The sequence below is a fragment of the Streptomyces sp. PH9007 genome, from assembly GCF_059813725.1.
This window is the reverse complement of sequence record NZ_CM187440.1, coordinates 1,421,304-1,445,733: the sequence shown is the minus strand read 5'-3', so window position 1 is coordinate 1,445,733 and position 24,430 is coordinate 1,421,304. Positions and strand designations below refer to the sequence as shown.

Sequence of the window (24,430 nt, the reverse complement as noted above, 5' to 3'; positions counted from 1 at the left end):
GGGGGCCGGGGCGCTCAGACCTGGTCCACCACGATGTCGAGCTGCCGGTCGTCGCCGGCCGGCCGCTCCACCGTGTAGCCGAGGTCGCGCAGCGCGGCGGTCAGTTCCGGGAGGGTGCCGGGCAGTTCGCCCGCACTCAGCAGTTCCCGCACCACCCGGCCCTTGGTGGCCTTGTTGAAGTGGCTGACGACGGTCCGGGTCGGGGCGTGCAGCACCCGCACCGTGACGGTGCGCGCCGCGAGGTCGCCGGTGGGCTTCCACATCCCGCGGTAGGCGGCCGAGCGCAGGTCGAGCAGCGGGCCGCCGTCCGCCGCGGCGGCGGGCGGCAGGGCCTCGGCGAGCGGGCGGCGCCAGTAGGCGGCCAGGCCGCCGAGCGCGGGGAGCCTGACCCCGGCGCCGAGGCGGTAGGAGGGGACGCGGTCCGTGACGCGCAGCGCGCCCCACAGCCCGGAGAAGATCAGCAGCGATTCCCCGGCCCGCCGCCGGGCCGCGGGCTCCAGGGTGCCGAGCCCGAGCGCGTCGTACAGCACGCCGGTGTACACCTCGCCGGCCGGTGCGGCGGGCGCGGTGCGCAGGGTGGCGTTCTTGGTGATCTCGCCGGCCAGCCGCTCACCGAGCCCCAGGACGGTGCGGGCCTTGTCGGGGTCGGCGGCGCACAGGGCGGTCAGCTCGTTCAGCACCGTCTCGCGGGCCGCCGTCAGCGTGGGCAGGGACAGCGTCCCCGGCTCGACCGGCTTCCCGCGTTCGGGGCCGGCGGCCTTGCCCTCGGACGGTGGCAGCAGTACGAGCACGATCGGGTCTCCTCTGTGGGGCGCAAAGCAGCAGGGTACGCCGGGTAGGGTGGGAGGTGCGGCAGACGAGTCGCGCGGGCGGTCGCGTTGGTGTCCGGTTCAGGCCGGGTGCCGCCGAGGAACGTCCGGGCTCCACAGGGCAGGGTGGTAGGTAACGCCTACCTGGGGCGACCCACGGGACAGTGCCACAGAAAACAGACCGCCGGGGCCGTGCGAACGGCACCCGGTAAGGGTGAAACGGTGGTGTAAGAGACCACCAGCGACCGGGGTGACCCGGCCGGCTCGGTAAACCCCACCCGGAGCAAGGTCAAGAAGGGGCCATCGGCGATGGCCTCGCGCGGATGACTGAGGGCGGCCCGCCCGAGTCCGCGGGTAGACCGCTGGAGGCTGTCGGCGACGGCAGCCCTAGATGGATGACCGCCACCCACCCCTCCGGGGGCGGGAACAGAACCCGGCGTACAGCCCGACTCGTCTGCCGTCTCTCCGGGGGCGGCTCCTCGCAGCGGCCACTACGGCCGGTGGCGGTGCGCCACTCTCCACCGGTTCCTCCGGCCGTGCCGGAATCCCGCCTCAGTCGGCGGCGCCGGTCACGGCGACGGCGGTTCCCACCGTGATCGCCACCATCGTGCGTGTCACGGCGGCGTTGACCGCGTCCGCTCCCCAGGCTCCCTTCTCGTATTCCTTCGCGCGCTCGTAGACCTTCCCCGACCACGGAATGGTGGGGTGGAGGCTGGGCAGGCTGCCACTGGCGGAGATGAGCCCGATCAGCACCGCGGTGCGGTCGCTGGGCGCCTTCCCGTCCACCAGCGCGGCGCGTACCTCCCGCAGGAGTTCGGCCTTGTGCCGGGTATCCGCCACGGACAGGGACGTCGTGGGGAAAAGGCCCAGCCTTCGCTTGCGTTCCCGGCTCACCGTGCCCCGGTCGACGAGTCGGTCCAGGACCGTGCCGCGCAGCTCCCCGCCGATCTCGACAAGGAGCGTCTGGACGCCTCGTGTGCGTTCGGCGGTCTTCCGGTACGCGTCCCGGAGCAGCGGGTCCTCAATCGAACGGCCGGAAACGGCCTGCACCTTGAGGCCGGTCAGTCCCGTGTCGCCTTCGGCGGCCGTCACATGGCCGCGAAGGGCGAGCTCGGCCAGTACGGCCCCTCCGAGCGTGTAGTACAACGTACCCTCGCCGGCGATCGCCCCGGATGTGTCGTCCATCAGCGTGAGCAGCAAATCCTCGACGAGCAACATCTCTTCCCGCATGGTTCCTCCTTGAGCGGTGCCGTTCACCCTTGCGTCGTACAACCAGCGCTGCCCTGGGCGCGGTTCGCCCTCCCCGCGACCGAGATGGCGGTCGGCATGCCTGTCCTCTCCGTGCTCTCGCCGGTAGGGGTGCCGGGCGGGCGCTGCGCCGGTGTCTACGTCGCGGGCGTGAGTGGCCCGGCCGGGCCGGGGCCGCCCTCCGGGTTTCCGTTCGCGGTGGAGCGCGCCGGCTGCCGTGTCCGGTTGCGGAACTGTGCGGGTGATGAGCCGACCACGCGGCGGAACGCGGTACTGAACGCGCTCTCGGACAGGTAGCCCGTGGCCCGCGCGAGCTCGGAGATCGACAGGGTGTCGCGGGCCAGGGCGTCGCGCGCGAGGCTCATGCGCCATTGGATCAGGTACTCCAACGGCGGGATCCCGACGTGGCTCTTGAAGGCCTGGGCGAACGCGGAACGCGACATGTGGCTGATCTCGGCGAGCTCCCTGAGGCTCCAGGAGTGGGCCAGATCCGCGTGCACGGCACGCAGGGCGGCACCGATGCCGTCCTCGTTCAGGGCACCCAGCCAGCCGGTGGGCCGGTCCGTCTGACCGGCGTGCGCACGCAGCATGTGCACGAGAAGGATCTGCGCGAGATGGTTCTGCACCAGCGGGCCGCCGGCGGCGGAGACCCCGACCTCGGTGGCCAGGTGATCGATCAGTTGCGCGAGCCGTCCGCCGTGAGGATCGCCCACGCGGACGATCACCAGCGGCGGCAGAAGATCGGTCAGGAGGGCCGCGTTCCGGTCGTCGAACGCGATGTGCCCGACGCACAGGTAGAGGTCCTCCTCGGACTCGGGGCCGATCCGCACGAACCCGTCCTCGGCACCCGCCCACACCCGCTCCGCGGGGCGCGGGCTCGCGTCGGGTGTGCTGGCCAGCATGTAGGGCGGCGGGTTGCCCAGCATGAAGGTGTCGCCCTCTCGCAGGAGCACCGGCTCGTGCCCGTCGAGGATCAACCAGCACGTGCCGCGCACGAGACCACCGATCCGCACGTGCAAGAACGTGTCGAAGCGCAGCGCCCACTCGCCCGTGGCCCGGAGACTGGGCCCGATCACCGTGCGGGGCCGGAGCAGACCGATCGCGTCAGCCACCGGATCCCGGAATCCGAGCACCCACCACACCTCCTGGACGATACGTAAAGAATGGCGGACTGTGCATCATGGATAGTACTCCCGATCTCCCGCAGTATCGATGTCGAACGGATCGGTATCGAGAGAGTGATGGAGACATCCACATGGGACAGCTGGAAGGCAAGACGGCGGTGGTCACCGGGGGCAGCAGCGGTATCGGTCTGGCCACCGCCGCACGGCTGGCGGACGAGGGTGCGTACGTGTTCGTCACCGGGCGACGCGAGGCCGAACTGGAGGCCGCCGTCAAGACCATTGGAGCGGACCGGGCCACCGCGGTCGTCGGCGACATCGCGAACCTGGAGGACCTGGACCGGCTCTACGAGGCGGTCCGGGCGCGAGGCCACGGTGTGGACGTGCTCGTGGCGAACGCGGCGACCGGTTCGTTCATGACGCTGGAACAGACCACCGAGGAGCACTTCGACCAGACTTTCGCGGTCAACACCAGAGGCACGCTGTTCACCGTGCGGAAGGCGTTGCCGGTGCTCAACGACGGAGCCTCGATCGTCCTGGTCGGCTCGACGGCCGCCGACCGCGGGATGGAGGCGTTCGGCGCGTACGCGGCGTCGAAGGCGGCCGTCCGGTCCTTCGCCCGGACCTGGTCAACCGAGCTGAGGGGGCGTGGGATCCGGGTCAACGTGGTCTCACCGGCGTGGATCGAGACTCCCGGGGGTACCGCCGCCTTCGGCGACGAGGAGACCGCCCGGGCCATCAAGGAGAAGGTCGCCGCGACCGTGCCCAAGGGCCGCATGGGCAGGCCCGAGGAGGCCGCCGCGGTGGTGGCCTTCCTGGCCTCGGAACAGAGCAGCTATGTCGTCGGCTCGAACGTCTACGTCGACGGCGGCGAGAACCAGACCTGAGGTGGGGTGCGTGTCCCATGAGGGGCGTATGCGGCGCCTCGGCAGCGGTTCGGCGTCGCATACGCCCCCCGCGACGGCGATGACGCGGTCCCGCGTCATGAGAAGCCGTCAGGGCACGTGCGCGTCATCCACCGTCACTTCGCGAGGAAGTCGCGGAGCGCGGTGTTGACCTCGTCGGCGTGGGTCCAGAGCAGGCCGTGCGGCGCTCCTTCGACCTCGACGTAGTCGGCCTCGGGGAACGCCTTGTGGAAGCGGCGCCCGGTGGCGTCGATCGGGAGGATGTTGTCCTTCGTACCGTGCAGGATCAGTGCGGGCTTGCCGCTCGCACGGACCGCCTCGATGTCGGCGCGGAAGTCCTCTGTCCATGCCGGCACCACGGCGTACGCGGCCACAGGAGCGCTGCCGATCGCGACGTTCCAGCTTCCGGCCACGACCTCCTCGCTGATACGCGTACCGAGGTTCTCGTCGAGGTTGTAGAAGTCCGAGTAGAACTGCTTGAACCAGGCGTACCGATCCGCCTTCGCGGTCGCGGCGATGGTGTCGAAGACCTCCTGCGGCACCCCGTCGGGATTGTCGTGGCGGGCAACCAGGAACGGCTCCAGCGAGGCGAGGAACGCGAGCTTCGCGACCCGTCCATGACCGTGGCGGCTTACGTAGCGGGCGAGTTCCCCGGTGCCCATCGAGAAACCGACGAGGACGACATCGCGCAGGTCCAGGGTCTCAAGGACCGTGTTCAGGTCAGCGGCGAAGGTGTCGTAGTCGTAACCGGAGTTCACCTTCGACGACTGGCCGAAACCCCGGCGGTCGTAGGTGATGACCCGGTAGCCCTGGGCCAGCAGCTCGCGCGTCTGGCGTTCCCAGCTGTGCCCGTTCAGGGGGTAGCCGTGGATCAGGACGACCGGCTGCCCCGAACCCTGATCCTCGTAGTAGAGCTCGATCGGCGTGCTGTTCTCCGTGCCGACGGTGATGTAACCCATGGTTGCTTCCCCTTCCGGCCGGCGAATCGTGGGCCGGCCGACATCATGTGGGTGAAAACGGTGTGTGTTGACGGAGGGTGGAGCGGAGATGTCGCGGTCGCGGTGGTTACGTCAGCTCGCCCCACGTGTCGACGACCGTGACGCGGCCACCATCGCCGGGATCGGGATCGGGAATCATCGATTCCGGATCAACCAGATAGACGTCGTGGCCATCCAGCGTCAGTCGGCGTGCGACCTCCAGCACCATGCGCCGTGCCACGTCGTCGATCGAATGGACCCGTGTCAGGTCCAGAGCCACCCTGACCTCGGAAGGCGCAATTACCTCGGCTTCCCGCACGATTCTCTCGGCGGCGGCAAAGCCGATGCCACCTTGCAGCCGCAGGATCCGGAGCGCGTCCGGTCCGCTGCCGACGACACGGTTGGACCGCACGACGGCACGCGCGGCGGCGGGGACCTCCATCACATGCAGACCCATGTCCGAAGAGAACCGCTCGAACAGTGACACCCCGCGAACGCTGTTCCCGTGCCTGTCCAGTCGCGGTGAGAAGGTGGCGATACCGATCTGTCCGGGGAGCGCGCCGATCAGGCCCCCGGCCACCCCGCTCTTCGCCGGAATGCCGACCTGCGTCGCCCAGTCGCCGGCGGCGTCATACATTCCACAGCTGAACATGACGCTCAGCACCTGACGTACCACCGCTTCCGGAACCACCTGTTCACCCGAGAGAGGGTTCATGCCGCGGTTGGCCAGCGTCGCGGCCATGACGGCCAGATCCCGCGTGGTGACGAGCACGGAACACTGGCGGACGTAGCCGTCCACGATGGGCCGGGGATCCTCGGTGAGGATGCCGTGGCTGCGGAGCATGTGCGCGATGGCGAGGTTGCGGTGCGCGCTCTCCATCTCCGACGCGCATACCGCCTCATCCATCCTCAGCCGGCGCCCGGCGAAAGCCGAGAGGCCGTGGAGTACGCGTTCCACACGCTCTGCCGGATTCAGGTCCTCCGCCCCGGTCAGTGCGTGCACGGTGATCGCGCCGGCGTTGATCATGGGATTGAGAGGGCGCCCGGTGTCGCGTTCGAGGGAGATCTCGTTGAACGCCTCTCCGGACGGCTCGACACCGACCTTGGCGAGTACGGAGTCGAATCCGCGATCGGACAGGGCCAACGCATAGGCGAACGGTTTGGAGATCGATTGGATGGTGAACTCGGTGTTGGCGTCGCCGACACCGTAGACTTCTCCGCCGATTGTGGCGAAGGCCGCTCCGAGTCGCTCGGGATCCGCTGCCGCCAGCTCAGGAATATACTCCGCCAGCTTTCCGGACGCGTCCGGCTCCACGTCTCCCAGCACCTCGGCCAGATAGTCGGGAATGATGGGCCGCATTCGTCCTCCATGCACCATGTCAATCTTCACGCTCTGAGAACCGGGTGGTGTGCGCCCTGGTACCGGGCTCCACCTGACAGCGCCGAACGGCGCCAAATTATCGATATGGCCGGGGAGATGACCTCGCGGCTCGCCGGGCGCGGCGCGCGTGACCACTCCTGGAATCCGACGGGATCGGTGTTTCCGTTACGAGGGTTCCATGAGTTTTTCCGGAGCAGGGGTGTCGGTGAGCACGCGAAGCCGGTCGGCGTCGACATTGGCTCCGAAGGCGGGGTTTCCCGGCTCGAGCCGGACGCCCGCCGCGAGGTCGCCGATGGTGACGGGGTCGAATCCGAGCGTGTCGATCAGCAGGGACACCACAGTGAGATCCTCGGGCGAGTCACCGGCGAGCGCGATGGCCTTGCGTCCGGGGGCGCCGGCGGGACGAGCCTGGTCCTCAAGGTCGTGGTAGCCCATGTGGTTGAAGGCTTTCACGACATGTGCGCCCGTCAGGAACCCCTGAACGACTTCGCTCGAAGAGGTGTCGGGCGGGAGGATCGCGTCACGGGGACCATCGACCTCCCACCAGTGGTTCATCGCGTCGATGACCAGCTTGTCCTCCAACTCCGCGCGGGGGAGGGCGCGATGTTTGCCGAGGGGGAGAGCCAGGACCACCACGTCCGCCGCCTCCGCGGCCTGGGCCGGCCACACGGCGGTCGCCCCGGGGGTGAGGATCTTGATGGTGAGCGCGATCCTGGAGGGGTCACCGGACCCCGAGATCAGGACGCGACAGCCGGCGGCGACAGCCAAGCGCGCCAGGACGGTGCCGACTTTCCCGGCTCCCAGGATCCCGACAGTGGTGACGGGGTGGGTCATCGTGTCGCTCCCGCCGTAGCCGCGGGCTGCTCGGCCAGCAGTTCACGGACCCGGGGGATGACCTGGGTGCCGTACAGCTCGACCGAGCGCAGACGTGCGGAGGCGGAAACGGTGCCGGCGGCGGAGTAGATCAGGTCGAACCGGCCCGCGTTCAGGACCCGGACGGCACGAGCGATCTTGGTGGCGACCGTCTCCACCGAGCCGACGTACAGGGACCCGCGTTCCACCTCGGCGTCGAACTCCTTCCGGCGGAGCGGCGGCCAGCCGCGATCCGCCCCGATCCGGTCGCGGATTTCCTTGTACCCGGGGTAAAAGAGCTCCTTGGCCTCGTGGTCGGTGGAGGCGACGAAGCCGGGCGAATGCATCCCGACCGGCTGTGCGGTCGTGCCGAACTCCTCGCTGGCACGCTGGTACAGGTCCACGTAGGGAGCGAACCGGTCCGGGGCGCCGCCGATGATGGCGAGCATGAGCCGGAAGCCGTACTGGGCGGTGCGGAGCACGGACTGCGGTGTCCCGCCCACCCCGACCCAGGTCTGGAGACGCCCCGCATCGGTCTTCGGGTACACGTCCGCGTGGTGCAGGGCGGCGCGCGTGGTGCCTTCCCAGGTGACCGGCTTCTCGTCGAGGAGCCGGTGGAAAAGCTCGATCTTCTCCTCGAACAGCACGTCGTAGTCCTTGAGGTCGTACCCGAACAGGGGGAACGACTCGGTGAAGGAGCCGCGTCCGAGGATCACCTCGGCGCGGCCGCTGGAGAGCGCGTCGACCGTGGCGAACCGCTGGAACACCCGCACCGGGTCGTCCGAGGACAACACCGTCACGCCCGAGGCGAGCCGGATGCGTCGCGTGCTCGTCGCGATGCCGGCCAGTACGGTCTCAGGACTGGAGATCGCGTACTCGGGCCGGTGGTGCTCGCCCAGCGCGACAACGTCGATACCGACCTGGTCGGCGAGGACCGCTTCGGCCACCGCCGCGCGGATCGCCTGCGCATGCGAGAGGATCACGCCCTGGTCGTCCCGGGGCCGGTCTCCGAAGCTGTCGATACCGAACTCGATGTGCGAAGCATCCGTCGTGTTCACTGTTCAACGCTTTCGTTGTGTCGGGGTGTGGTGTGCCTGGTGCGTGACGACCCGACGGACGTACGTCCCGGGCGATCGGCGCGGGTCCGCTGCCCGTCAGGTCACGTGTGTCGCCCTCGCCGGGCGGATCCCCTGCTCCGCGCCCCGCCTGGCCACGCACACCACCTCGGCCGAGTTAGTTGACACATAAACCATGGCACCATGTGGTTTACGTGTCAACTACAGCGGAGTGCGGCAGGTGCGACCGCACGGTGGTGCGCCGGTGCTCGGCGGCGCCCGTTGACGGGGCCGCCGCATCCCCTCGCCGGGTCAGTCCGGCTGCTTCTCCATGTGGTCAAGGACGCGCTGGGAGATCTGGGCGAGCGCGCTGAGCTCGCTGGGTGTCAGGGCGTCGATGAACAGGCGGCGGACGTGTTCGACGTGCTGGGGTGCGGCCTCTTCGATCGCCTTGTAGCCGGCCGGGGTGGCGACGACGAATGCTCCGCGTCCGTCGTCGGGGCATTCTTCCTTGGCCACGAGTCCGCGTTTCGCCATCCGCGTGACCTGGTGGGACGCTCGGCTCTTCTCCCACTCCACGCGTTTGACCAGCTCCGAGAAACGCATCCGTCCGTCGCCCCGTTCGGTGAGGCTGACGAGCACGATGTAGTCGGATGCTGACATGCCGGAGTCGGCCTGGACATACCGGGACAGCCGTCCGATGAGCTTCTCCTGCATGTGGATGAAGCTGTCCCAGGCGGCCTGCTGCTCCGGGTCGAGCCAGCGTGGCGGTGCGTCCATGGGGGCAGTCTAGCGAAATCGTTGACAGCTCATCTACTAGCGAGGGCGGCGACGCGGCCCTCGGCGATCAGGCTGAATCCTGCGCCACAAGTTGATTAATCAACCAGAATGCGCTTCAGTTGATTCGTCAACTACATCTCGTCGGGTAGGGGTAAGAGCATGGGTGCGAAGAAAGTTGTTGCCGTCGCCGGAGCCACGGGCGCCCAGGGAGGCGGTACCGCACGGGCGATCCTCGCCGATCCGGACTCGGGGTTCACCGTGCGTGCGTTGACCCGGAATCCCGACTCACCGGCGGCCAAGGAGCTCGCGCAGCTCGGCGCCGAGGTCGTGCGGGCGGACTTCCACGACGAGCCGACGGTGCGCGAAGCGCTCGACGGTGCCTACGGCGCCTTCCTCGTCACCAACTTCTGGGCGCACGGTTCGGCGGCCAAGGAGAGGGAGGAAATCGAGGTTCTGGTGCGGGCCGCGAAGAGCGCCGGGCTGCGGCACGTGGTGTGGTCGACGCTGGAGGACACCCGTGAACTGCTGCCGTTGCGGGACGAGCGGATGCCCGTCCTGCAGGAGCGCTACAACGTGCCGCACTTCGACGTCAAGGGCGAGGGAAACGAGCTGTTCCGGGAGGCCGGGGTGCCGACCACCTTCCTGAACACCGCCTTCTACTTCCAGGGCTTCCTGTCGTCGATGGGTCCGAAGCGTGCCGAGGACGGCGTACTGACGCTGACCCTGCCGTTCGAGGACGGCAAGCTGCTGGCCGGCGTGGACGTGAACGACATCGGCCGCACGGCGCTGGCCCTCCTCAAGGGCGGCGAGCGGTTCATCGGCCGGACCGTCGGTCTCGCCGGCGACCACCTGACCGGCGCCCAGTATGCGCGGAAGCTGGGCGCCGCGATCGGTGAGCCGGTGCGCTTCCAGTCGGTGCCCTACGAGGTCTTCCGCTCCCTGGACATCCCGGCGGGCGAGGAGATCGCCAACATGTTCCAGTACTACGGTGACTTCGACCAGGAGTTCACCGGCGCCCGCGATCTGAACCTGCTGCGGGAGATCAACCCGGCGCTCAAGAGCTTCGACGACTGGCTCACCGAGAACGCCGCCGGCATCCAGGTGGACTGACCGCTGCCGTCGGCCGGCCCGCTACTTGGCGGGACGCGGCGATACCGGGTGCTTGCTCATGATCGACACGCGATTGAACGCGTTGATGGTGATCGCCACCCAGATCGCGGCGGAGATCTGGTCGTCGGAGAGGACCTGCCGGGCGGCCTCGTAAGCGGCGGCCTGGGCCGTGGCGTTGGCCGGATCGGTCGTACTCTCGGCCAGCGCCAGGGCGGCGCGCTCCGGGGGAGTGAACAGGGCCGTGTCCCGCCATGCGCTCAGGGTTCCGAGTCGCTGCGGTGACTCACCGGCGCGCAGAGCCGCTCTGGTGTGGATGTCGAGGCAGTAGGCGCAGCCGTTGAGTTGGGACACCCGGATGTTGATCAGTTCCACGGTGGTGCGGTCGAGTCCGGCCTCGGAGGCCGTGGTGCGGACCGCCTCGGCGACCTGCGCCAGGGACTGGAAGGCCTTGGGGCTCTGCTTGTCGATGAAGACCCTGCGGGGTGGGGAGCTGTGGGTGTGGTCGCTCACGTCGGGGGCTCCTTCGGGTCGCGCTGGGAGTGGCCCGTGTCCGGGCGGGTGCTGTGGCCAGTGGCCTGCCTTCATGGCACTATAGTTGATGTAGCAACCAGATCGGACAGGGGGTGCTCTCGGTGAGCAACACGGAAGCCGATGCGGCGGCGCTGCTCTGCGGTGCGCTCGTTGAAGATGACCGGTCGACCGGAGCTTCCAGGGTCGATGTCCTGTCGGCACGAGAGGTCCCCCTCGGCGGTCCACGTGCGATGCGCGTGCGGCGGACACTGCCGCAGCGGCAGCGCACACTCATCGGTGCCTGGTGCTTCGCCGATCACTTCGGCCCGCATCGGGTCGCCGCGTCGGGTGGTATGAACGTCCCCCAGCATCCGCACACCGGACTGCAGACGGTGAGCTGGCTGTTCAGCGGCGAGATCGAACATCGTGACACCCTCGGCACCCATGCCCTGATCCGGCCCGGCCAGATGAACCTCATGACCGGCGGTCACGGCATCGCCCACTCGGAGGTTTCCACCCCGAACACCACCGTGGTCCACGGCGTTCAGCTGTGGGTCGCGCTGCCCGGGGAACACCGCGACGCCGACCGGGACTTCCAGCACTACGTGCCGGAACTCGCCCGGGTCGACGGGGCCGGGATCAGGGTGTTCCTGGGCTCGCTCGCCGGAAGCACCTCCCCGGTCCGGACCTTCACACCGCTGCTCGGGGCCGAAATCGTCATCGCACCGCACGCGACGCTCACGCTCGCCGTTGACGCGGCTTTCGAGCACGGCCTTCTCGTGGACAACGGGGACATCCGCCTGCTGGACACGGTGCTGCGGCCCGCCGAACTCGGATACGTCCCTCGCGGCGCGGACACCCTGACGATGGTGAACGAGAGCGACGCGCCGACACGGACGATCCTCCTCGGCGGACCTCCCTTCGGGGAGGAGATCGTCATGTGGTGGAACTTCATCGGCCGCAGCCACGAGGACATCGCGAAAGCCCGCGAGGACTGGGAGGCATCCTCCGACCGCTTCGGCGAGGAGCTTCCCGGCGGGCGCCTTTCCGCACCGGCCCTGCCGAACGCCGTCCTCACACCGCGCCGGAACCCGCCGACCCGCTGACCCGCTGACCTCCCTGACGAAAGGCACACCATGAGCGAGTCCTCCACCGCCAGGGTCGTCGAGCGTGTGGACGCCGACGGCCGGTACGAGATCCTGGTCGACGGCCGACGCGCCGGCTTCACCGCCTACCGTGACCTGGACGCGCAGCGTGTCTTCTACCACACGGAGATCGACGAGGCGTTCGCCGGCCAAGGGCTGGGTCTGCAGCTGGTGCGGCAGGCACTCGCCGACGTGCGCGCGTCCGGGATGCGGATCGTCCCGGTCTGCCCCTACGTCGCCAAGTTCCTCAAGCGGCACGACGAGTTCGCGGACATCACCGACCCCGTCACACCTGAGGTCCTGCGATGGCTGAAGGCGCAGCTCGGCTGAACCGGGTCAGCCCGCGAGCTGCTTCTTCAGGGCCTCGACGTCGTGGACGTTGGACATCTGCACGAACTTCCCGTCACGGATCCGGTACAGAGTGAACTCGTCGATCTCGATCGGCGCGCCGGTTGGGGCCACCCCGAGCCATTCCTTGGTGGGAGTACCGTGGTTGACGGAGTGGCAGGCCAGGGTTTCCCCGTGGATCGCCACTTCCTTGATTTCCCAGCGCATGTCGGGAACCGCGTCCGTGATGCTCTTGAGCGCCGCGACGACATCCGCGCGAGTGGCCGGCTCGCCGTGCGAGAGGATGGACACGTTGACGAACTCGTCCATGCGGTCGAACTCGTGCGCGTTGAGCGCCTCGCAGTAACGGTCGTAGAACTCGCGCAGGTCGACGTCGGACATGACTGCCTTTCTCGCCCGGGGGTCCGGACTGTGCTCGTGTGCTCACGGATCACCCGCGACATCGATCCTGCGCGAGATCGGCGACGCTCTCCATGACGCACCGTCCGACTTTCTTTACGCATCGTCCAGGAGATGTCGTCGGCCGGTGTCCGTCACGATCCGTACGGCCGTGCCGAGGCCGTCGCGGCCAACCGGGCGGACGGCCACCATCAGCCCACTACGGTCGGGCTCACCCGGAAGAGCCTCGTCAGCGCTGGGCGATGCCCGTGTCCGAGGCGCGAAGCGCCTGAGCGAGGAGGCCCGCACCGGGGCCCGCCAGCCAGCGGTCGAAGCGCAACAGGAAGGGAAACTCCGTGCGCAACGCGTCGAGGTTCGCGTTTCCCGCCAGCCGGCCGTCGTCCACCAGGGCTTGCAACGCGCCGAGGACGTCGTCCTGTGCCGACAGCCTCGTCGGCAGGCGGCTGTAGCGGATCGTCCGGCCGGCGGCCCGGGTGAGATGCTCGGTCAGGGCATGGCCGGTGAGAGCGTCACCGGCGATCTCCATGGTGCGGCCGGCGTAGCGATCGGGTGTGCCGAAAACCGCGGCGACGATGCGGCCGATATCGCGTACCGCGATGAACTGCATGGCCTGGTCGGGGCGCATGAGGAAGGACAGCTGTCCCCGCTCGAGGCCCGTGCCGGGGGTCACGAGGAGCTCCATGAACGTGGCCGGCCGAATGATGGTGGCGGCGATGTCCAGGTTCCGGACATGGTCCTCGATACGGCTCTTGGTGTCGAGATGGGCGACGCCCGTTGTCGAACCGGCGGTGACCGCCGAACTGTAGACGAGGTGGGCGACGCCGCGGTGCTCGGCGATCTCGGCCACGGCCGCGCCGAAACGGACCTCGTCCTCGTTGGTCACGTCGGCGCCCGCCTGGCCGGAGTTCGGCTGGACACTGAAGACGCCGTGGGCGCCGGAGAAGGCCGCGCGGAGCGACTCCGCGTCACCGAGATCACCGCGCACGGTTTCCACGCCGGCGGCGGACAGGGACCGGGCCCGGCCGCTGAACGGGTCCCGCACGACCGCGCGCACCCGCCAGCCGTCGGCTCGCAGCGCCGCGGCGACCGATCCTCCCTGCTGTCCCGTGGCGCCCAGGACGACCACGGTCTTGTCGATGCCGGTCACGCCGACCACACCGGCCACGCCGCGCTCTCGGCGAGCATCACGGTGTTCCTGATGGACATAGCTGATCCTTCCTGGGGCCGTGCGACGTCACGTCGGAGACGTGCTGGTCACAGGCGTGCTGCGGAACGCGGACGGGATGGTTCGTACCGGTGTCCGCTACGCTAAAACCTGACGCTGACGTCAGGTGCAAGCGGGACGTGAAGACGAGTCAAGAGGTCACGATGCGGATCGGCGAGGTCGCCGCACAAGCGGGCGTCAGCGTCAGAGCGCTGCGCTACTACGAGCAGCAGGACTTGCTCCGGTCCTCCCGCAATCCGGGTGGCCAGCGCCGGTATCCGGACGATGCCGTCGAACGGGTCAGGCTGATCCAGCGGCTCTACTCCATGGGCCTGAGCAGCAGAACCATGCGCAAGGTGCTGCCGTTCGCCGACTCCGGTGGGGCGTCACCGGAACTGCTGGAACTGCTCGCGGCGGAACGCGACCGCCTCGACCAACAGCTGACGGATCTGCGGGACATGCGCGAGCGGCTGCACGACTGCATCATCGAGGCGCGCCATCACGACGGGTAGGGGAAGTTCACCCTGAGGCAGGGGCGGCGGGCGTCGTTTCCCGGTTCTCTGCGGGCCGGCGGGCAAGGATCGCCTCCAGCCCGAAGGTGAAGCGGTCCTCGAAGGAGCCCTGTCGCATGTGCGCGAGGGCCCGGTGCAGTGCTGGGTGCGTGCCGGGGTCCACGGCCCCGGCCAGCCGGTCGTCGAACCTGTCGGGCGCGGCCTGTTCCTCCTGGACCAGCCCCAGGAGGAAGTAGATGACCGTCCACGCCGTCCAGGCCGCCTGCTCCTCGTCCGCTCCCGCTTCCAGCAGGGCGTCGATGAGGCGGTCCGCGAAGCGCAGGGTGTGCGGCTCGGCCGGGTAGGTCCCCGTCACCAGGGCGGCACCGTCGCGGTGTGCGAGCAACGCGCGCCGGTACCGGCGGGCCAGTTCCCGCGCCCGTGCCCGTGGCTCGGACGGCAGGCCCGCGTAGCCGATCTCGCCCACGACCGCGTCGGCCATGAGCTCCAGCATGCGCGCCTTGGTCTTCACGTGCCACAGGACGGTGTTCATGCGCACGCCCAGGCTGTCGGCCACCGCCCGGGTTGACAGGCCATCCAGCCCCCGGTCTTCCAGCACGTGCAGCGCCGCGTCGACCACGGCCGTGCGCGTGAGGTGGCCCGAGGTGTCTTGCCCGCCTTGCTTATTGGTCACTGACCTAGTTTACTTCGGAATCATTATTGGTCACTGACCAAGGCGATGTGCGAGGGAGAAGAACCATGGACTACCAGGTCGCGGTCGCTGGAGGCGGCCCTGTGGGCCTGTGGCTGGCCACCGAACTGCGCCGCTGTGGAATCACCGTCGCGGTCATCGAAGCGCGCACCGAGCGCGACACCCGCTCCCGCGCCCTGACCGTGCACCCCCGCACCATTGAGACGTTCGCCTCCCGCGGCGTGCACCACCCGTTCATCGACGAAGGAGTACCGCTGCCCGGCGGGCACTTCGGCATACTGGATTCCCGGCTGGACTTCCGCCGCCTGTCCAGCCCTTTCCCCTACACGCTCGCCCTGCCGCAGGAACGCACCGAAGCCCTGCTGGAGCGGCAGGCTCTCGAACTGGGGGCGACCATCCTGCGCGGTCACGAGGTCACCGGCCTGAGCGAGGGGCCCGACCGGGTCCGCGTGCACCTCCGCACCCCCGACGGCCCGTCCCGTATCGAGGCCGCCTACCTGGTGGGCTGCGACGGCTCACGCAGCACTGTGCGCGAAGCGGCCGGCATCGACTTCCCCGGCACTCCGTCCACCGTGCTCGGCTGGCTCGGTGATGTCGTCCTCGATGAGCCCCCGGCCCCGGGCCGCGGCTACTTCGGCCCGACCGGCGCCCTGATGGCCGCCCCGATGCCCGGCGGACTCCACCGGCTCGTCGGCATCGCCCCCCGTGACATCACCACCACCTGGCCCGGCGACCTCACCCTGGACGAGCTGCGCGAGAACGTGATCACCGTGGCCGGAACCGACTTCGGCATGCGCGATCCCGTCTGGCTCTCCCGCTTCGGCAACGCCACCCGGCTGGCCGCCCAGTACCGGCACGGCCACGTCTTCCTCGCCGGGGACGCGGCCCACCAGCACTTCCCCGCCGGCGGAGTCGGCATGAACATCGGCATCCAGGACGCCGCCAACCTCGCCTGGAAGCTCGCCGCCACCCTCAACGGCTGGGCTCCCGACGCCCTCCTGGACACCTACCACGCCGAACGCCACCCGGTGGGTGTCGACCTCACCGAAACCAGCCGTGCCCAGGTCGCCCTCATGACCGCCTTCACTCCGGCAGGACTCGCCCTGCGCGGCCTGCTCAGCCAACTGATCACCGCCCTGCCGGAGCTCAACGACCGACTCGCAGCACAGGTCAGTTCTCTCGCCGTCACCTACCCGCCGGCCGCGCCCGACGCCCACCGACTGACCGGCACCCGGGCCGGTGACCTCGCCGTTGACGACAACGGCCTGTTCTCCTTGCTGCGCGCCGACAGCTACCTGCTGCTCGACCTCACCGGCAGCCCGGACCGGCCCCTCCACCACCTCGCCCGGCCCGGCCTGCGCGTGCACACCGGCGCCCCCCACCTGCTCCCGGCCGACTGGTCCGGCGTACGCGCCGCCCTCATCCGCCCCGACGGCCACGTCGCCTGGGCGAGCGACGACAGCGGCGACACCGTTCTCGTCGACGACCTCACGTCCGTCCTCGCCACCACCCACCGGAGGTGACCCGTCCCACGGACCGACGGGTGAGGCTCCCGCGACGCCGCCGCCGGGGCCGGTGACCCGGAGGCGGCCCGGCGGCTCCCGCCCGCTCCTTCCGTGGTTTCGTCACGGCGTCAACGCTTTGTCGACAGGCGGGCTTTACACATGCTCCATCCCGAGGAACGGAGCGGCCGTGCCGGTGGGGTCCGGGTGGCTACGGGGAGACATCCGGCCCCCGCCGGGCGGAGTCGTCCGTGGCCGCGTGCGGTTCTCGGGGTGTCCTTCGCCCGTGAATCCCCCGACAAGGATGTTCATGCCCCTGACCGGCACCGCACCAGAACTCTCGCCAGCGGAAGTGGAGGCGGCACAGCACGCCCAGGCCCTGTACCAGATGACGACGGCGCACTGGATCACCCAGGTGGTCCGGGCCGCCGCCGTCCTGCGGGTGGCCGACCACATCGCGGACGGGGCCCGTACGGCCGAGGAGATCGCCGAGCGCGAGGCGAGTCATCCCGGCGCCACCCACCGGCTGTTGCGCGCCTGTGCCTCGATCGGGCTGCTCGCGCACGAGGGCGGCGGGCGGTTCGACCTCACGCCCGTCGGGGCGCTGCTGCGCGACGGGGTGCCCGGGTCGCTGCGGGACGCGGCGCTGCTGTCGGGGGCGCCGGCGCACTGGCAGGTGTGGCAGCCGTTCCCCGAGGCGGTGCGCGAGGGGCGTCCGCAGTGGGAACGGGCGCTGGGTTCCGATCTGTTCACGTATCTGGCCCAGCATCCGGAGGACGCCGAGCTGTTCTCGCGGGCGATGAACAACGCCACCGAGCAGGTCGTGCAGGACACGGTCGCGCTGCTCGATCTGGACGGGGCGACCCGTATCGCGGACATCGGCGGCGCGGACGGGGCGCTGGTTCTGGGGCTGATGGCGGAGCACGCGCACCTGGCGGGTGTGGTGTTCGATCTGCCGCACGCGCTGCCGGCTGCCGAGGCGGCGGCCAAGGCGGCCGGGGTGGCGGAGCGTTTCGAGGCAGTCGCGGGGGACTTCTTCGAGAGCGTGCCGCAGGCCGACTACTACCTGCTCAAGTGGGTGCTGCACGACTGGTCGGACGAGCAGTGCGTGCGGATTCTGCGCAACTGCCGCGAGGCGGCCCGGCCGGGCGGGCGGATCCTGGTGATCGAGGCGCTGCTGGGGGAGACGGGTTCGCCCGACCCGGTCGCGCTGCTGGACATGAACATGCTGTCGGTGTCGGCGGGTCAGGAGCGTTCCCTGGAGGCGTACGACGCGCTGTTCGCCGAGGCGGGGTGGAAGCGGACGGGGCTGCGTCCCACCCGTTCGATGTTCGCGCTCATCGAGCTGGAGCGCCTGGACTGATCTTCCGGTGCTCCGGGGCCGGGCCGCACCACGGGGGCGGCCCGGCCCGTACCACCGGCCCCGTTCATACAGTTGCACGGTAAACCGTCGCCTCGATCTTCATCACGTCATACATTCGTCCAATCGGCTGGAACCTGCGCCAAGGACGAGATCTATGACAACGGGGCTCCGCTTCTCCCTCCTCGGACCGGTACGCGCCTGGCACGACGGCGCCGAAATCCCGCTGGGATCACCACAACAGCGCTCCACCCTCAGCGTGTTGCTGCTGCACGCCGGTGGCACCGTACCGGCCGGACAGTTCGCCAGCGCGCTGTGGGACGGCGCCCCGCCCCGGGGAGCACGCGGCACGGTGCGCACGTACATCCACCGGCTGCGCCGCGCCCTGGAACCACAGGGCGCGCACATCGAGTCCGGCACCCACGGGTACGCGCTCATGGTCGAACCGACCGCCATCGACGCACACCGCTTCCGGCACCTGGTCGGCTCCGCGCGCTCGGCGCACGGCGCGGGCGACCACCGCGGCACCGCCCGCCTCAGCCGTCAGGCCCTGGATCTGTGGCGCGGCGAACCCCTGCGCGAGATCCACGGCGAGGCGGCCGAGCGCGAACGGGTCGGGCTGCGGCAGACCCGCACCAGCGCGCTCGATCTGTACGGTTCCGCCGCGCTCACGCTGGGGCGGGAGGACGAGGTCATCCAGCTGATGTCGGTGGCCGTCGTCGAGGACCCGCTGCACGAGCGGTTCCACGAACTGCTCATGCTGGCCCTGTACCGGGCGGGCCGGCAGGCCGAGGCGATCTCGGCGTACGGACGGGTACGCACCGTCGTCCGCCACGAACTGGGCGTCGACCCCGCCGCCTCGCTCACCACCCTGTACGAGCGCATCCTGCGCGGCGACCCGGAGCTCGGCCCGCCGCACGGGGGCGGGGACCACACGCTCGCGGGTGCCCGGCCGGGCGCGGACAGCGGCACGGGCGGGGCGGCGGGCGGTGAGGCCGTGCCGCCGCAGCCCGCCGGACCGGCACAACTGCCGTCCCCCGCACCGTTATTCATCGGACGCGGACCGGATCTGGCGGCGGCGCTGCGGGACATCGCACGCGGCACCCGGGTGATCGTGGTGAGCGGCATGGCGGGCGTCGGCAAGACCGAGTTCGCCACCCTCCTCGCGCACCGGCTGCGCCGCGAACACCCGGACGGGCAGCTCTACCTGAATCTGCACGGCTTCGACGCGGACCGTCCGATGATGCCCACCGCGCACGCCGTGGACCGGCTGATCGAGGCCCTGGACGTGCCCCGGCAGCGGATACCGCGCGACGCGGAGGCCCGTACCGCCTTCCTGCGCCGCCAGTTGGCGGGCCGCCGCCTGCTGCTGTTCCTGGACAACGCGCGCGACGCCGCCCATGTGCTGCCGCTGATCCCCGAGTCGGCGCCGGGCCCGCTGGTGCTGGTGACCAGCCGCTCCCCGCTGGCCGGACTGATCACGGCACGCGGCGCCCGGGTGAGCGAACTGCGGCCCTTCGCACGGCAGGAGGCGCTGGAGCTGATGCGCGGCAAGCTCGGGCCCGAGCGGATGCGCGGGCAGGAACGGGCGGCCCGGGACATCGTGGACTGCTGCGGCGGGCTGCCGCTGGCCCTCGCCGTGGTGTGCGCCAAGGCGATCGCCAACCCCTCGTTCTCGCTCGCCGCCATCGCCGGGGAACTGTGCGACGCGCGCGCCCGCATCTCCTTCCTCACCGGCCAGGACAGTTCGCCCGGCGTCCGCTCGGTGCTGTCCTCCTCCTACCGGGCGCTGAGCCCGGCGGCGGCCGGCCTGTTCCGGCTGCTGCCGCTGCATCCGGGCCGCTCCGCCACGGCCCCGTTCATCGCCGATCTGCTGGCCCAGCCGCTGGGCCGGGTCCAGGAGCTGCTGGACGAACTCACCGCCATGCGGCTGCTGGAGGAACGCAGCCCCGGCCAGTACGGCTGGCACGACCTGGTGCGCGCGTACGCGGTGGAGGTGCTCGCGGAGACCACCACGCCCGAGGAGCGCGACGCCGGGCTGCGGCGGGTGCTGAGCCACTATCTGCACACCGCCCACGAGGCGGCCCGGATCCTGTCCCGGCACCACGACATGCCGCCGATCCGCCCGCTGGGGCGCTGCTCGCTGAGCACGTACGCCGAGGCGCGGTCCTGGTTCGAGACCGAGCACGGGGCGATCCTGCACCTGATCGACACCGCGTACCGCGGCGGCCACGACCGTACGGTGTGGCAACTGGCGTGGATGGTGCGGCACTACCTCGACGTCAACGGGCACTGGGACGAACTGCGCACCACCAGCACCCTGGCGCTGCGCGCGGCGGGCCGGGAGGGCAGCCGGCTCGGCATGGCCATGGGACACCGCGGGCTGAGCCGCGCCGAGTACAACGCGGGCCAGTGGGGCGAGGCGGAGCGGCATCTGCACCGGGCGCTGGAGCTGATCGAGGGGGAGGGCGACCGGCTGGTCGCCGCGTACACCCACCGGCAGCTGGCCGGGGTGCACGCCTCGGCGGGCGCGTTCGAGAAGATGCTGGCCGAGGCGCGCACCTCGCTGAAGATCTTCGGCGAGCTGGGGTGGACGGTCGGGGAGGGCGCGGCGCTGAGCGTGATCGCCAAGGCGCAGGGCCGGATGCGGCGTTACGGGGAGGCGCTGGTCTCGGCGGAGCGGGCGCTGAGCATGCTGGAGGAGGCCGGCGAGCTGAGCGACATGGCGCGCACGATGGACCTGATCGGGTACGCGCACCACCATCTGGGCCGGCACCGGGAGGCGATCGGGTACTGGCGGCGGGCCGCCGAACTGCACGCGTCGCTGGGCGCGGTGGACAAGCGGAACTCGCACGCCATGACCGCCCTGATCCACTCGCTGCTGTATCTGGCGGCGGACGAGCAGCGGGCGGGGGAGGCGGGTACGGCGCGGGTCACGGCGGTGCGGGCCGGGCAACGGCTGGCGGACTATCTGGAGCTGCACCGGGCGGGTTGCCCCCCGGCGGACGTGCCGGCCGGTCTCGGGGCGCTGATCGACGAGCTGCGGGGGTTTGTCGGCGAGCTGTCCGAGGTGCCGGAGCTGACGGAGGCGCTGCTGCGGCGGCTGTTCGCGCTCGCGGCGCGGGCGCAGGGCCTGGGCGGGGTGATCGAGCGGCTCGTGGACCGGGAGACGAGTGCGCCGCACGGCCTGCGGGCTCACCCGCGGGTGGGTGACTGACCTGGAGGTACGTTCTTACGGTGGCCGGGGCGGTTGCGTACGGTGGGGTACCGCACCAGAAGTAACCATGGCGGTCCCGCCCGGGCCCGCCCCTCGCCCCCCGGAGTGATCATGTCGCCCATACCGCCCGCCGCCCCGGCCGCGGAGCCGCCGGCCCCGCCGCGGACCGACACCGACGACGGGCTCCGGCCGCCCGCGCTGATCGTCATCGGCCAGGACGACGGCCGGGGCGACGGCGAGGGCTCGGGCGCGGACTCCGGCCCGCTGTGCGTGGACGGGGTGTGCGCGCTGTGAGGATCGATGTCTGGTCGGACGTGGTCTGCCCCTGGTGCTACATCGGCAAGCGGCGGCTGGAGAGCGCGCTGGCGCGGTTCGAGCACGCGGACGAGGTCGAGCTGCGCTGGCACAGCTTCCAGCTCGACCCCTCGCACCCGGCGGGGCTGCGCGAGCCCACGACCACGATGCTGGAGCGGAAGATGGGCGCCGGCCCCGAGCAGATCCGCGAGATGCAGCAGCGGGTGACGGACCTCGCCGCCGCCGAGGGCCTCACGTACGACCTGGAGCGCGCGATCTCCGTCAACACCCTGGACGCGCACCGGCTGCTGCACCTCGCCGACCGGCAGGGCCTGGGCGACGCCGCGCACGAGCGGCTGCTCGCCGCCCACCTGTGCGAGGGAGCGACGGTGGACGATCTGGACACGCTGGTACGGCTCGGGGTGGAGCTGGGCCTGGACGAGGCGGAGACCCGGGCGGCGCTGACCGGCGGCGCGTACGCGGACGAGGTGGCGGCCGACATCGCCGAGGCGCGGCGGATCGGGGTGAGCGGGGTGCCGTTCTTCGTCCTGGAGGGGAAGTACGGCGTTTCGGGGGCCCAGCCCCTCGACACCTTCCTGCACGCCCTCCGTACCGCCCATACGAACCCCGCCTGAGCTGCGGAAACGTCTCCGGTCTTCCCGGGCTGCGAGGTTGGGCCATCGGAGGGAGCATGGGGGGAGAAGGAGTGGAGTGGTGCTCCCGACTCCTGTCCCAGTGTTCCCTTGGAGGTGCTGTCATGTCGTCGTCGCACCAGACATGGAAGACCAAGATCGACATCGAGGATGAGGGCCGGTCCTGCCGGGCCGAGGCCCGGTTGCAGGGCAAGACCTCGCGCGGCCTGGTGGGGGAGGGATCGGCGCAGGCCAAGCCGGGGGACGAGTACGACGCGGCGATCGGTCACGAGCTGGCGGCGGCGCGGGCGCTGTCCGACCTGTCGTACCAACTGCTGTACCAGGGCGCCCGGGACATCGAGGCGCACACCCACCAGGAAGTGACGGAGTTGCGCGAGCGCTGACGCCTCGCACGGAGCGCCGGTGCGCTGCCCGGGCGCACCGTGCGCCGGGCGCGGTGGCGCGCGGGAGACCGTGCGCGCCGTGCCGCCGCACGCATGATGTGCGGCATGAGCGACCTCTGTGACACGGTGTGTCCGATCGCGGCCGAAGCGTCACTGAGCCGCCATGTCGTTGACGCATACCTGCCAGCCCCAGGATGAGTGCTCCCGGTGCACTCATCCCCATGACGCAGATCTCCGAAGACTTCTCCGCACACCTGCGTGCCGCCGTCCGGTCCCTGGGGCGGCGGAGATTCGTCACCGTGACCGGCGCCGCCGCCGCGCTCGCGTTCTCCGCGGGCCTGCCGGGGGCCGGCACCGCCCACGCCGCCGCCCCCGCCGACCCGGCCGGCCTGGACGGCGACCCTCCCCCAGCCTTCGGCCGGGAGGTGCCCCCAGCCTCGGCGTCGCCTCCGGCGATCCGCAGCCCGACTCCGTCGTGCTGTGGACCCGGCTGGCCACCGACCCGCACGCCGCCGACTCCGGCCTGCCGCCCGAACCCCTCGCCGTGGACTGGGAGATCGCCCGCGACCGCGCGTTCGGGCGGCCGGTGGACGGCGGCACGGTCCTGGCGCACCCCGAGTTCCACCACTCCGTCCATGTGGAGCCCGGCGGGCTGGCTCCCGGCACCGACTACTACTACCGCTTCCGGGCCGGGCCGTGGACCTCCACCACCGGCCGCACCCTCCCCCCGCCTTCGGCCAGGGGTGCCCCCATCGCCCCCGCCCGCCACGCGGGGGTCGGCGCCGGACTGCGGTTCGCGCTCGTCTCCTGCCAGCGGTACGACCAGGGGTACTACACCGCGTACCGGCACCTGGCGGCCGAGGAGAACATCGACGCCGTCATCCACCTCGGCGACTACCTGTACGAGTACGCGATCAACGCCGCCGCCGGCGCCCGCGCGTACACCGGTGAGCAGCGGCTGCCCGCGCACTACAACCGCGAGACCGTCACCCTGGACGACTACCGGCTGCGGTACTCGCTCTACCACGCCGACCCCGACCTCCAGGCCGCGCACGCCGCGCACCCGTGGATCGTGACGTGGGACGACCACGAGGTGGACAACAACTACGCCTCCGCCGTCTCCCAGGACGACGACCCCGAGGCGGAGTTCCTGGTGCGCCGGGCGGCGGCCTACCGCGCGTACTACGAGAACATGCCGCTGCGCCGTCCCCAGCTCCCCGACGGCCCCGACCTGCGGCTCTACCGCCGGCTGCACTACGGACGGCTGGCCCAGCTCGATGTGCTGGACACCCGGCAGTACCGGGCGGACCAGGCGAACGGCGACGGCTGGAAGCTGCCCACCGACGCCTCGCGGGCGCCGGACGGCAGCTGCTGGGGGCGGCGCAGGAACGCTGGCTCGCGGACGGCTGGCGCTCCTCGCGCGCGGTGTGGAACCTCGTGCCGCAGCAGATCGTCGTCTCGCGCCGCCGCAACCAGCTGGCCGAGCCGTGGCCGCTGGCGATGGACGCCTGGGACGGCTATCCGTGGGCACGGGAGCGGCTGCTGCGCACGGTCCGCGAGAGCGGGGTGCGCAACCTGGTGGTGTTCACCGGGGACGTACATGTCCATCACGGATTCGACATCAAGGAGGACTTCGACGACCCGGCGTCCCGGACGCTCGGTGTGGAACTGGTCACCACCTCGATCTCCAGCGGCGGGAACGGGGCACAGCGGCCGGCCAACTGGGAGGCGATGATGACGGTCAATCCGCATCTGCGCTTCTACGACGGCCGGCGCGGTGATGTGCTGGTCAGCCTGGACGAGCGGCAGGTGCGGGCCGATTACCGGGTGGTCTCGGGGGTCACGGTTCCGGGCGGTGAGGTGAGCACGGCGGGCTCGTTCGTGTCGCGCGCGGGGGATCCCGGGCTCTTCCCAGCGTGATCTTACGAACGAAAACCATATAGAACGGTGGCCGGATCATGGGACGATTGGGCG

23 protein-coding genes, 1 other RNA gene and 1 pseudogene are annotated in these 24,430 nt (G+C 70.5%); 13 read left to right on the top strand and 12 right to left on the bottom strand.

Annotation, left to right across the window (positions count from 1 at the left end):
* Window positions 1-14: 14 nt before the first annotated feature.
* A complete protein-coding gene (yaaA, locus tag ACTFAP_RS06440) occupies window positions 15-791 on the bottom strand; it encodes a peroxide stress protein YaaA (protein ID WP_500468445.1) in 777 nt (258 codons plus the stop codon).
* Between the two features lie 66 nt (window positions 792-857).
* On the opposite strand from yaaA, the gene rnpB reads away from it, so the two are divergent.
* An RNA gene (gene rnpB / locus ACTFAP_RS06435) (RNase P RNA component class A) lies at window positions 858-1,266 on the top strand.
* Window positions 1,267-1,361: 95 nt separating this feature from the next.
* Here rnpB and ACTFAP_RS06430 read toward each other — a convergent pair.
* Both ACTFAP_RS06430 and ACTFAP_RS06425 read right to left on the bottom strand, forming a co-directional pair.
* Window positions 1,362-2,039 (bottom strand): GOLPH3/VPS74 family protein, encoded by a 678-nt coding sequence (locus ACTFAP_RS06430; protein WP_500468444.1) that lies wholly within the window; start codon window positions 2,037-2,039, stop codon window positions 1,362-1,364.
* Window positions 2,040-2,194: 155 nt separating this feature from the next.
* The gene (locus tag ACTFAP_RS06425) at window positions 2,195-3,169 is read right to left on the bottom strand and encodes an AraC family transcriptional regulator (protein WP_500468443.1); all 975 of its coding nucleotides are present in this window, start codon (window positions 3,167-3,169) and stop codon (window positions 2,195-2,197) included.
* A gap of 143 nt (window positions 3,170-3,312) precedes the next feature.
* Here ACTFAP_RS06425 and ACTFAP_RS06420 point away from each other — a divergent pair, with 143 nt between their 5' ends.
* Window positions 3,313-4,065, top strand: a complete 753-nt coding sequence (locus ACTFAP_RS06420; RefSeq protein WP_495683782.1) for an SDR family oxidoreductase — start codon at window positions 3,313-3,315, stop codon at window positions 4,063-4,065.
* Between the two features lie 134 nt (window positions 4,066-4,199).
* On the opposite strand, the gene ACTFAP_RS06415 is transcribed toward ACTFAP_RS06420, so the two are convergent.
* From ACTFAP_RS06415 to ACTFAP_RS06395, 5 genes are all read right to left on the bottom strand, one after another.
* Complete coding sequence (locus ACTFAP_RS06415; protein ID WP_495683781.1) at window positions 4,200-5,042, bottom strand: alpha/beta fold hydrolase; 843 nt, start codon at window positions 5,040-5,042, stop codon at window positions 4,200-4,202.
* Window positions 5,043-5,148: 106 nt separating this feature from the next.
* Window positions 5,149-6,420: a glutaminase gene (locus ACTFAP_RS06410; RefSeq protein ID WP_500468442.1), complete on the bottom strand. Its 1,272-nt coding sequence runs from the start codon at window positions 6,418-6,420 to the stop codon at window positions 5,149-5,151.
* 186 nt (window positions 6,421-6,606) lie between these two features.
* Complete coding sequence (locus ACTFAP_RS06405; protein WP_495683779.1) at window positions 6,607-7,275, bottom strand: NAD(P)-binding domain-containing protein; 669 nt, start codon at window positions 7,273-7,275, stop codon at window positions 6,607-6,609.
* Window positions 7,272-8,351, bottom strand: coding sequence for an Atu2307/SP_0267 family LLM class monooxygenase (locus ACTFAP_RS06400; protein WP_495683778.1), 1,080 nt, complete (start codon window positions 8,349-8,351; stop codon window positions 7,272-7,274). The genes ACTFAP_RS06405 and ACTFAP_RS06400 overlap by 4 nt, the downstream gene beginning before the upstream one ends.
* 309 nt (window positions 8,352-8,660) lie before the next feature.
* A complete protein-coding gene (locus ACTFAP_RS06395; protein ID WP_500468441.1) occupies window positions 8,661-9,128 on the bottom strand; it encodes a MarR family winged helix-turn-helix transcriptional regulator in 468 nt (155 codons plus the stop codon).
* Window positions 9,129-9,287: 159 nt separating this feature from the next.
* Between ACTFAP_RS06395 and ACTFAP_RS06390 the strand changes: the two genes are divergently transcribed.
* Window positions 9,288-10,238 (top strand): NmrA family NAD(P)-binding protein, encoded by a 951-nt coding sequence (locus tag ACTFAP_RS06390; protein ID WP_495683776.1) that lies wholly within the window; start codon window positions 9,288-9,290, stop codon window positions 10,236-10,238.
* A gap of 21 nt (window positions 10,239-10,259) precedes the next feature.
* Here the strand turns inward: ACTFAP_RS06390 and ACTFAP_RS06385 are convergent, their stop codons facing one another.
* Window positions 10,260-10,748: a carboxymuconolactone decarboxylase family protein gene (locus ACTFAP_RS06385; protein ID WP_500468440.1), complete on the bottom strand. Its 489-nt coding sequence runs from the start codon at window positions 10,746-10,748 to the stop codon at window positions 10,260-10,262.
* 122 nt (window positions 10,749-10,870) lie between these two features.
* On the opposite strand from ACTFAP_RS06385, the gene ACTFAP_RS06380 reads away from it, so the two are divergent.
* Both ACTFAP_RS06380 and ACTFAP_RS06375 read left to right on the top strand, forming a co-directional pair.
* Window positions 10,871-11,854 carry a pirin family protein gene (locus tag ACTFAP_RS06380; RefSeq protein ID WP_495683774.1) on the top strand — a complete coding sequence of 328 codons (984 nt, stop codon included), beginning with the start codon at window positions 10,871-10,873 and terminating at the stop codon, window positions 11,852-11,854.
* Between the two features lie 30 nt (window positions 11,855-11,884).
* Window positions 11,885-12,223, top strand: coding sequence for a GNAT family N-acetyltransferase (locus ACTFAP_RS06375; protein ID WP_500468439.1), 339 nt, complete (start codon window positions 11,885-11,887; stop codon window positions 12,221-12,223).
* 6 nt (window positions 12,224-12,229) lie between these two features.
* Here ACTFAP_RS06375 and ACTFAP_RS06370 read toward each other — a convergent pair whose 3' ends face one another.
* Together ACTFAP_RS06370 and ACTFAP_RS06365 are read right to left on the bottom strand one after the other, a co-directional pair.
* The gene (locus ACTFAP_RS06370; RefSeq protein ID WP_495683772.1) at window positions 12,230-12,622 is read right to left on the bottom strand and encodes an ester cyclase; all 393 of its coding nucleotides are present in this window, start codon (window positions 12,620-12,622) and stop codon (window positions 12,230-12,232) included.
* A 247-nt stretch (window positions 12,623-12,869) separates the two neighbouring features.
* Window positions 12,870-13,787 carry an NmrA family NAD(P)-binding protein gene (locus ACTFAP_RS06365; RefSeq protein ID WP_495683771.1) on the bottom strand — a complete coding sequence of 306 codons (918 nt, stop codon included), beginning with the start codon at window positions 13,785-13,787 and terminating at the stop codon, window positions 12,870-12,872.
* A gap of 197 nt (window positions 13,788-13,984) precedes the next feature.
* Here ACTFAP_RS06365 and ACTFAP_RS06360 point away from each other — a divergent pair, with 197 nt between their 5' ends.
* Window positions 13,985-14,356, top strand: a complete 372-nt coding sequence (locus ACTFAP_RS06360; protein WP_495683770.1) for a MerR family transcriptional regulator — start codon at window positions 13,985-13,987, stop codon at window positions 14,354-14,356.
* Between the two features lie 7 nt (window positions 14,357-14,363).
* On the opposite strand, the gene ACTFAP_RS06355 is transcribed toward ACTFAP_RS06360, so the two are convergent.
* Window positions 14,364-15,029 (bottom strand): TetR/AcrR family transcriptional regulator C-terminal domain-containing protein, encoded by a 666-nt coding sequence (locus ACTFAP_RS06355; protein ID WP_500468438.1) that lies wholly within the window; start codon window positions 15,027-15,029, stop codon window positions 14,364-14,366.
* A 65-nt stretch (window positions 15,030-15,094) separates the two neighbouring features.
* On the opposite strand from ACTFAP_RS06355, the gene ACTFAP_RS06350 reads away from it, so the two are divergent.
* From ACTFAP_RS06350 to ACTFAP_RS06320, 7 genes and pseudogenes are all read left to right on the top strand, one after another.
* Window positions 15,095-16,570 carry an FAD-dependent monooxygenase gene (locus tag ACTFAP_RS06350; protein WP_500468437.1) on the top strand — a complete coding sequence of 492 codons (1,476 nt, stop codon included), beginning with the start codon at window positions 15,095-15,097 and terminating at the stop codon, window positions 16,568-16,570.
* Window positions 16,571-16,859: 289 nt separating this feature from the next.
* Window positions 16,860-17,912, top strand: coding sequence for a methyltransferase (locus ACTFAP_RS06345; RefSeq protein WP_390116815.1), 1,053 nt, complete (start codon window positions 16,860-16,862; stop codon window positions 17,910-17,912).
* A gap of 154 nt (window positions 17,913-18,066) precedes the next feature.
* Window positions 18,067-21,126 (top strand): AfsR/SARP family transcriptional regulator, encoded by a 3,060-nt coding sequence (locus ACTFAP_RS06340; protein WP_500468436.1) that lies wholly within the window; start codon window positions 18,067-18,069, stop codon window positions 21,124-21,126.
* Between the two features lie 111 nt (window positions 21,127-21,237).
* Window positions 21,238-21,420 carry a hypothetical protein gene (locus ACTFAP_RS06335; RefSeq protein WP_500468435.1) on the top strand — a complete coding sequence of 61 codons (183 nt, stop codon included), beginning with the start codon at window positions 21,238-21,240 and terminating at the stop codon, window positions 21,418-21,420.
* Window positions 21,417-22,055: a DsbA family protein gene (locus ACTFAP_RS06330; protein WP_495683764.1), complete on the top strand. Its 639-nt coding sequence runs from the start codon at window positions 21,417-21,419 to the stop codon at window positions 22,053-22,055. Before ACTFAP_RS06335 ends, ACTFAP_RS06330 begins: the two co-directional genes overlap by 4 nt.
* Before the next feature lie 122 nt (window positions 22,056-22,177).
* The gene (locus ACTFAP_RS06325) at window positions 22,178-22,456 is read left to right on the top strand and encodes a dsRBD fold-containing protein (protein ID WP_030726522.1); all 279 of its coding nucleotides are present in this window, start codon (window positions 22,178-22,180) and stop codon (window positions 22,454-22,456) included.
* A gap of 163 nt (window positions 22,457-22,619) precedes the next feature.
* Window positions 22,620-24,376, top strand: a pseudogene (locus ACTFAP_RS06320) (alkaline phosphatase D family protein).
* Window positions 24,377-24,430: the final 54 nt, after the last annotated feature.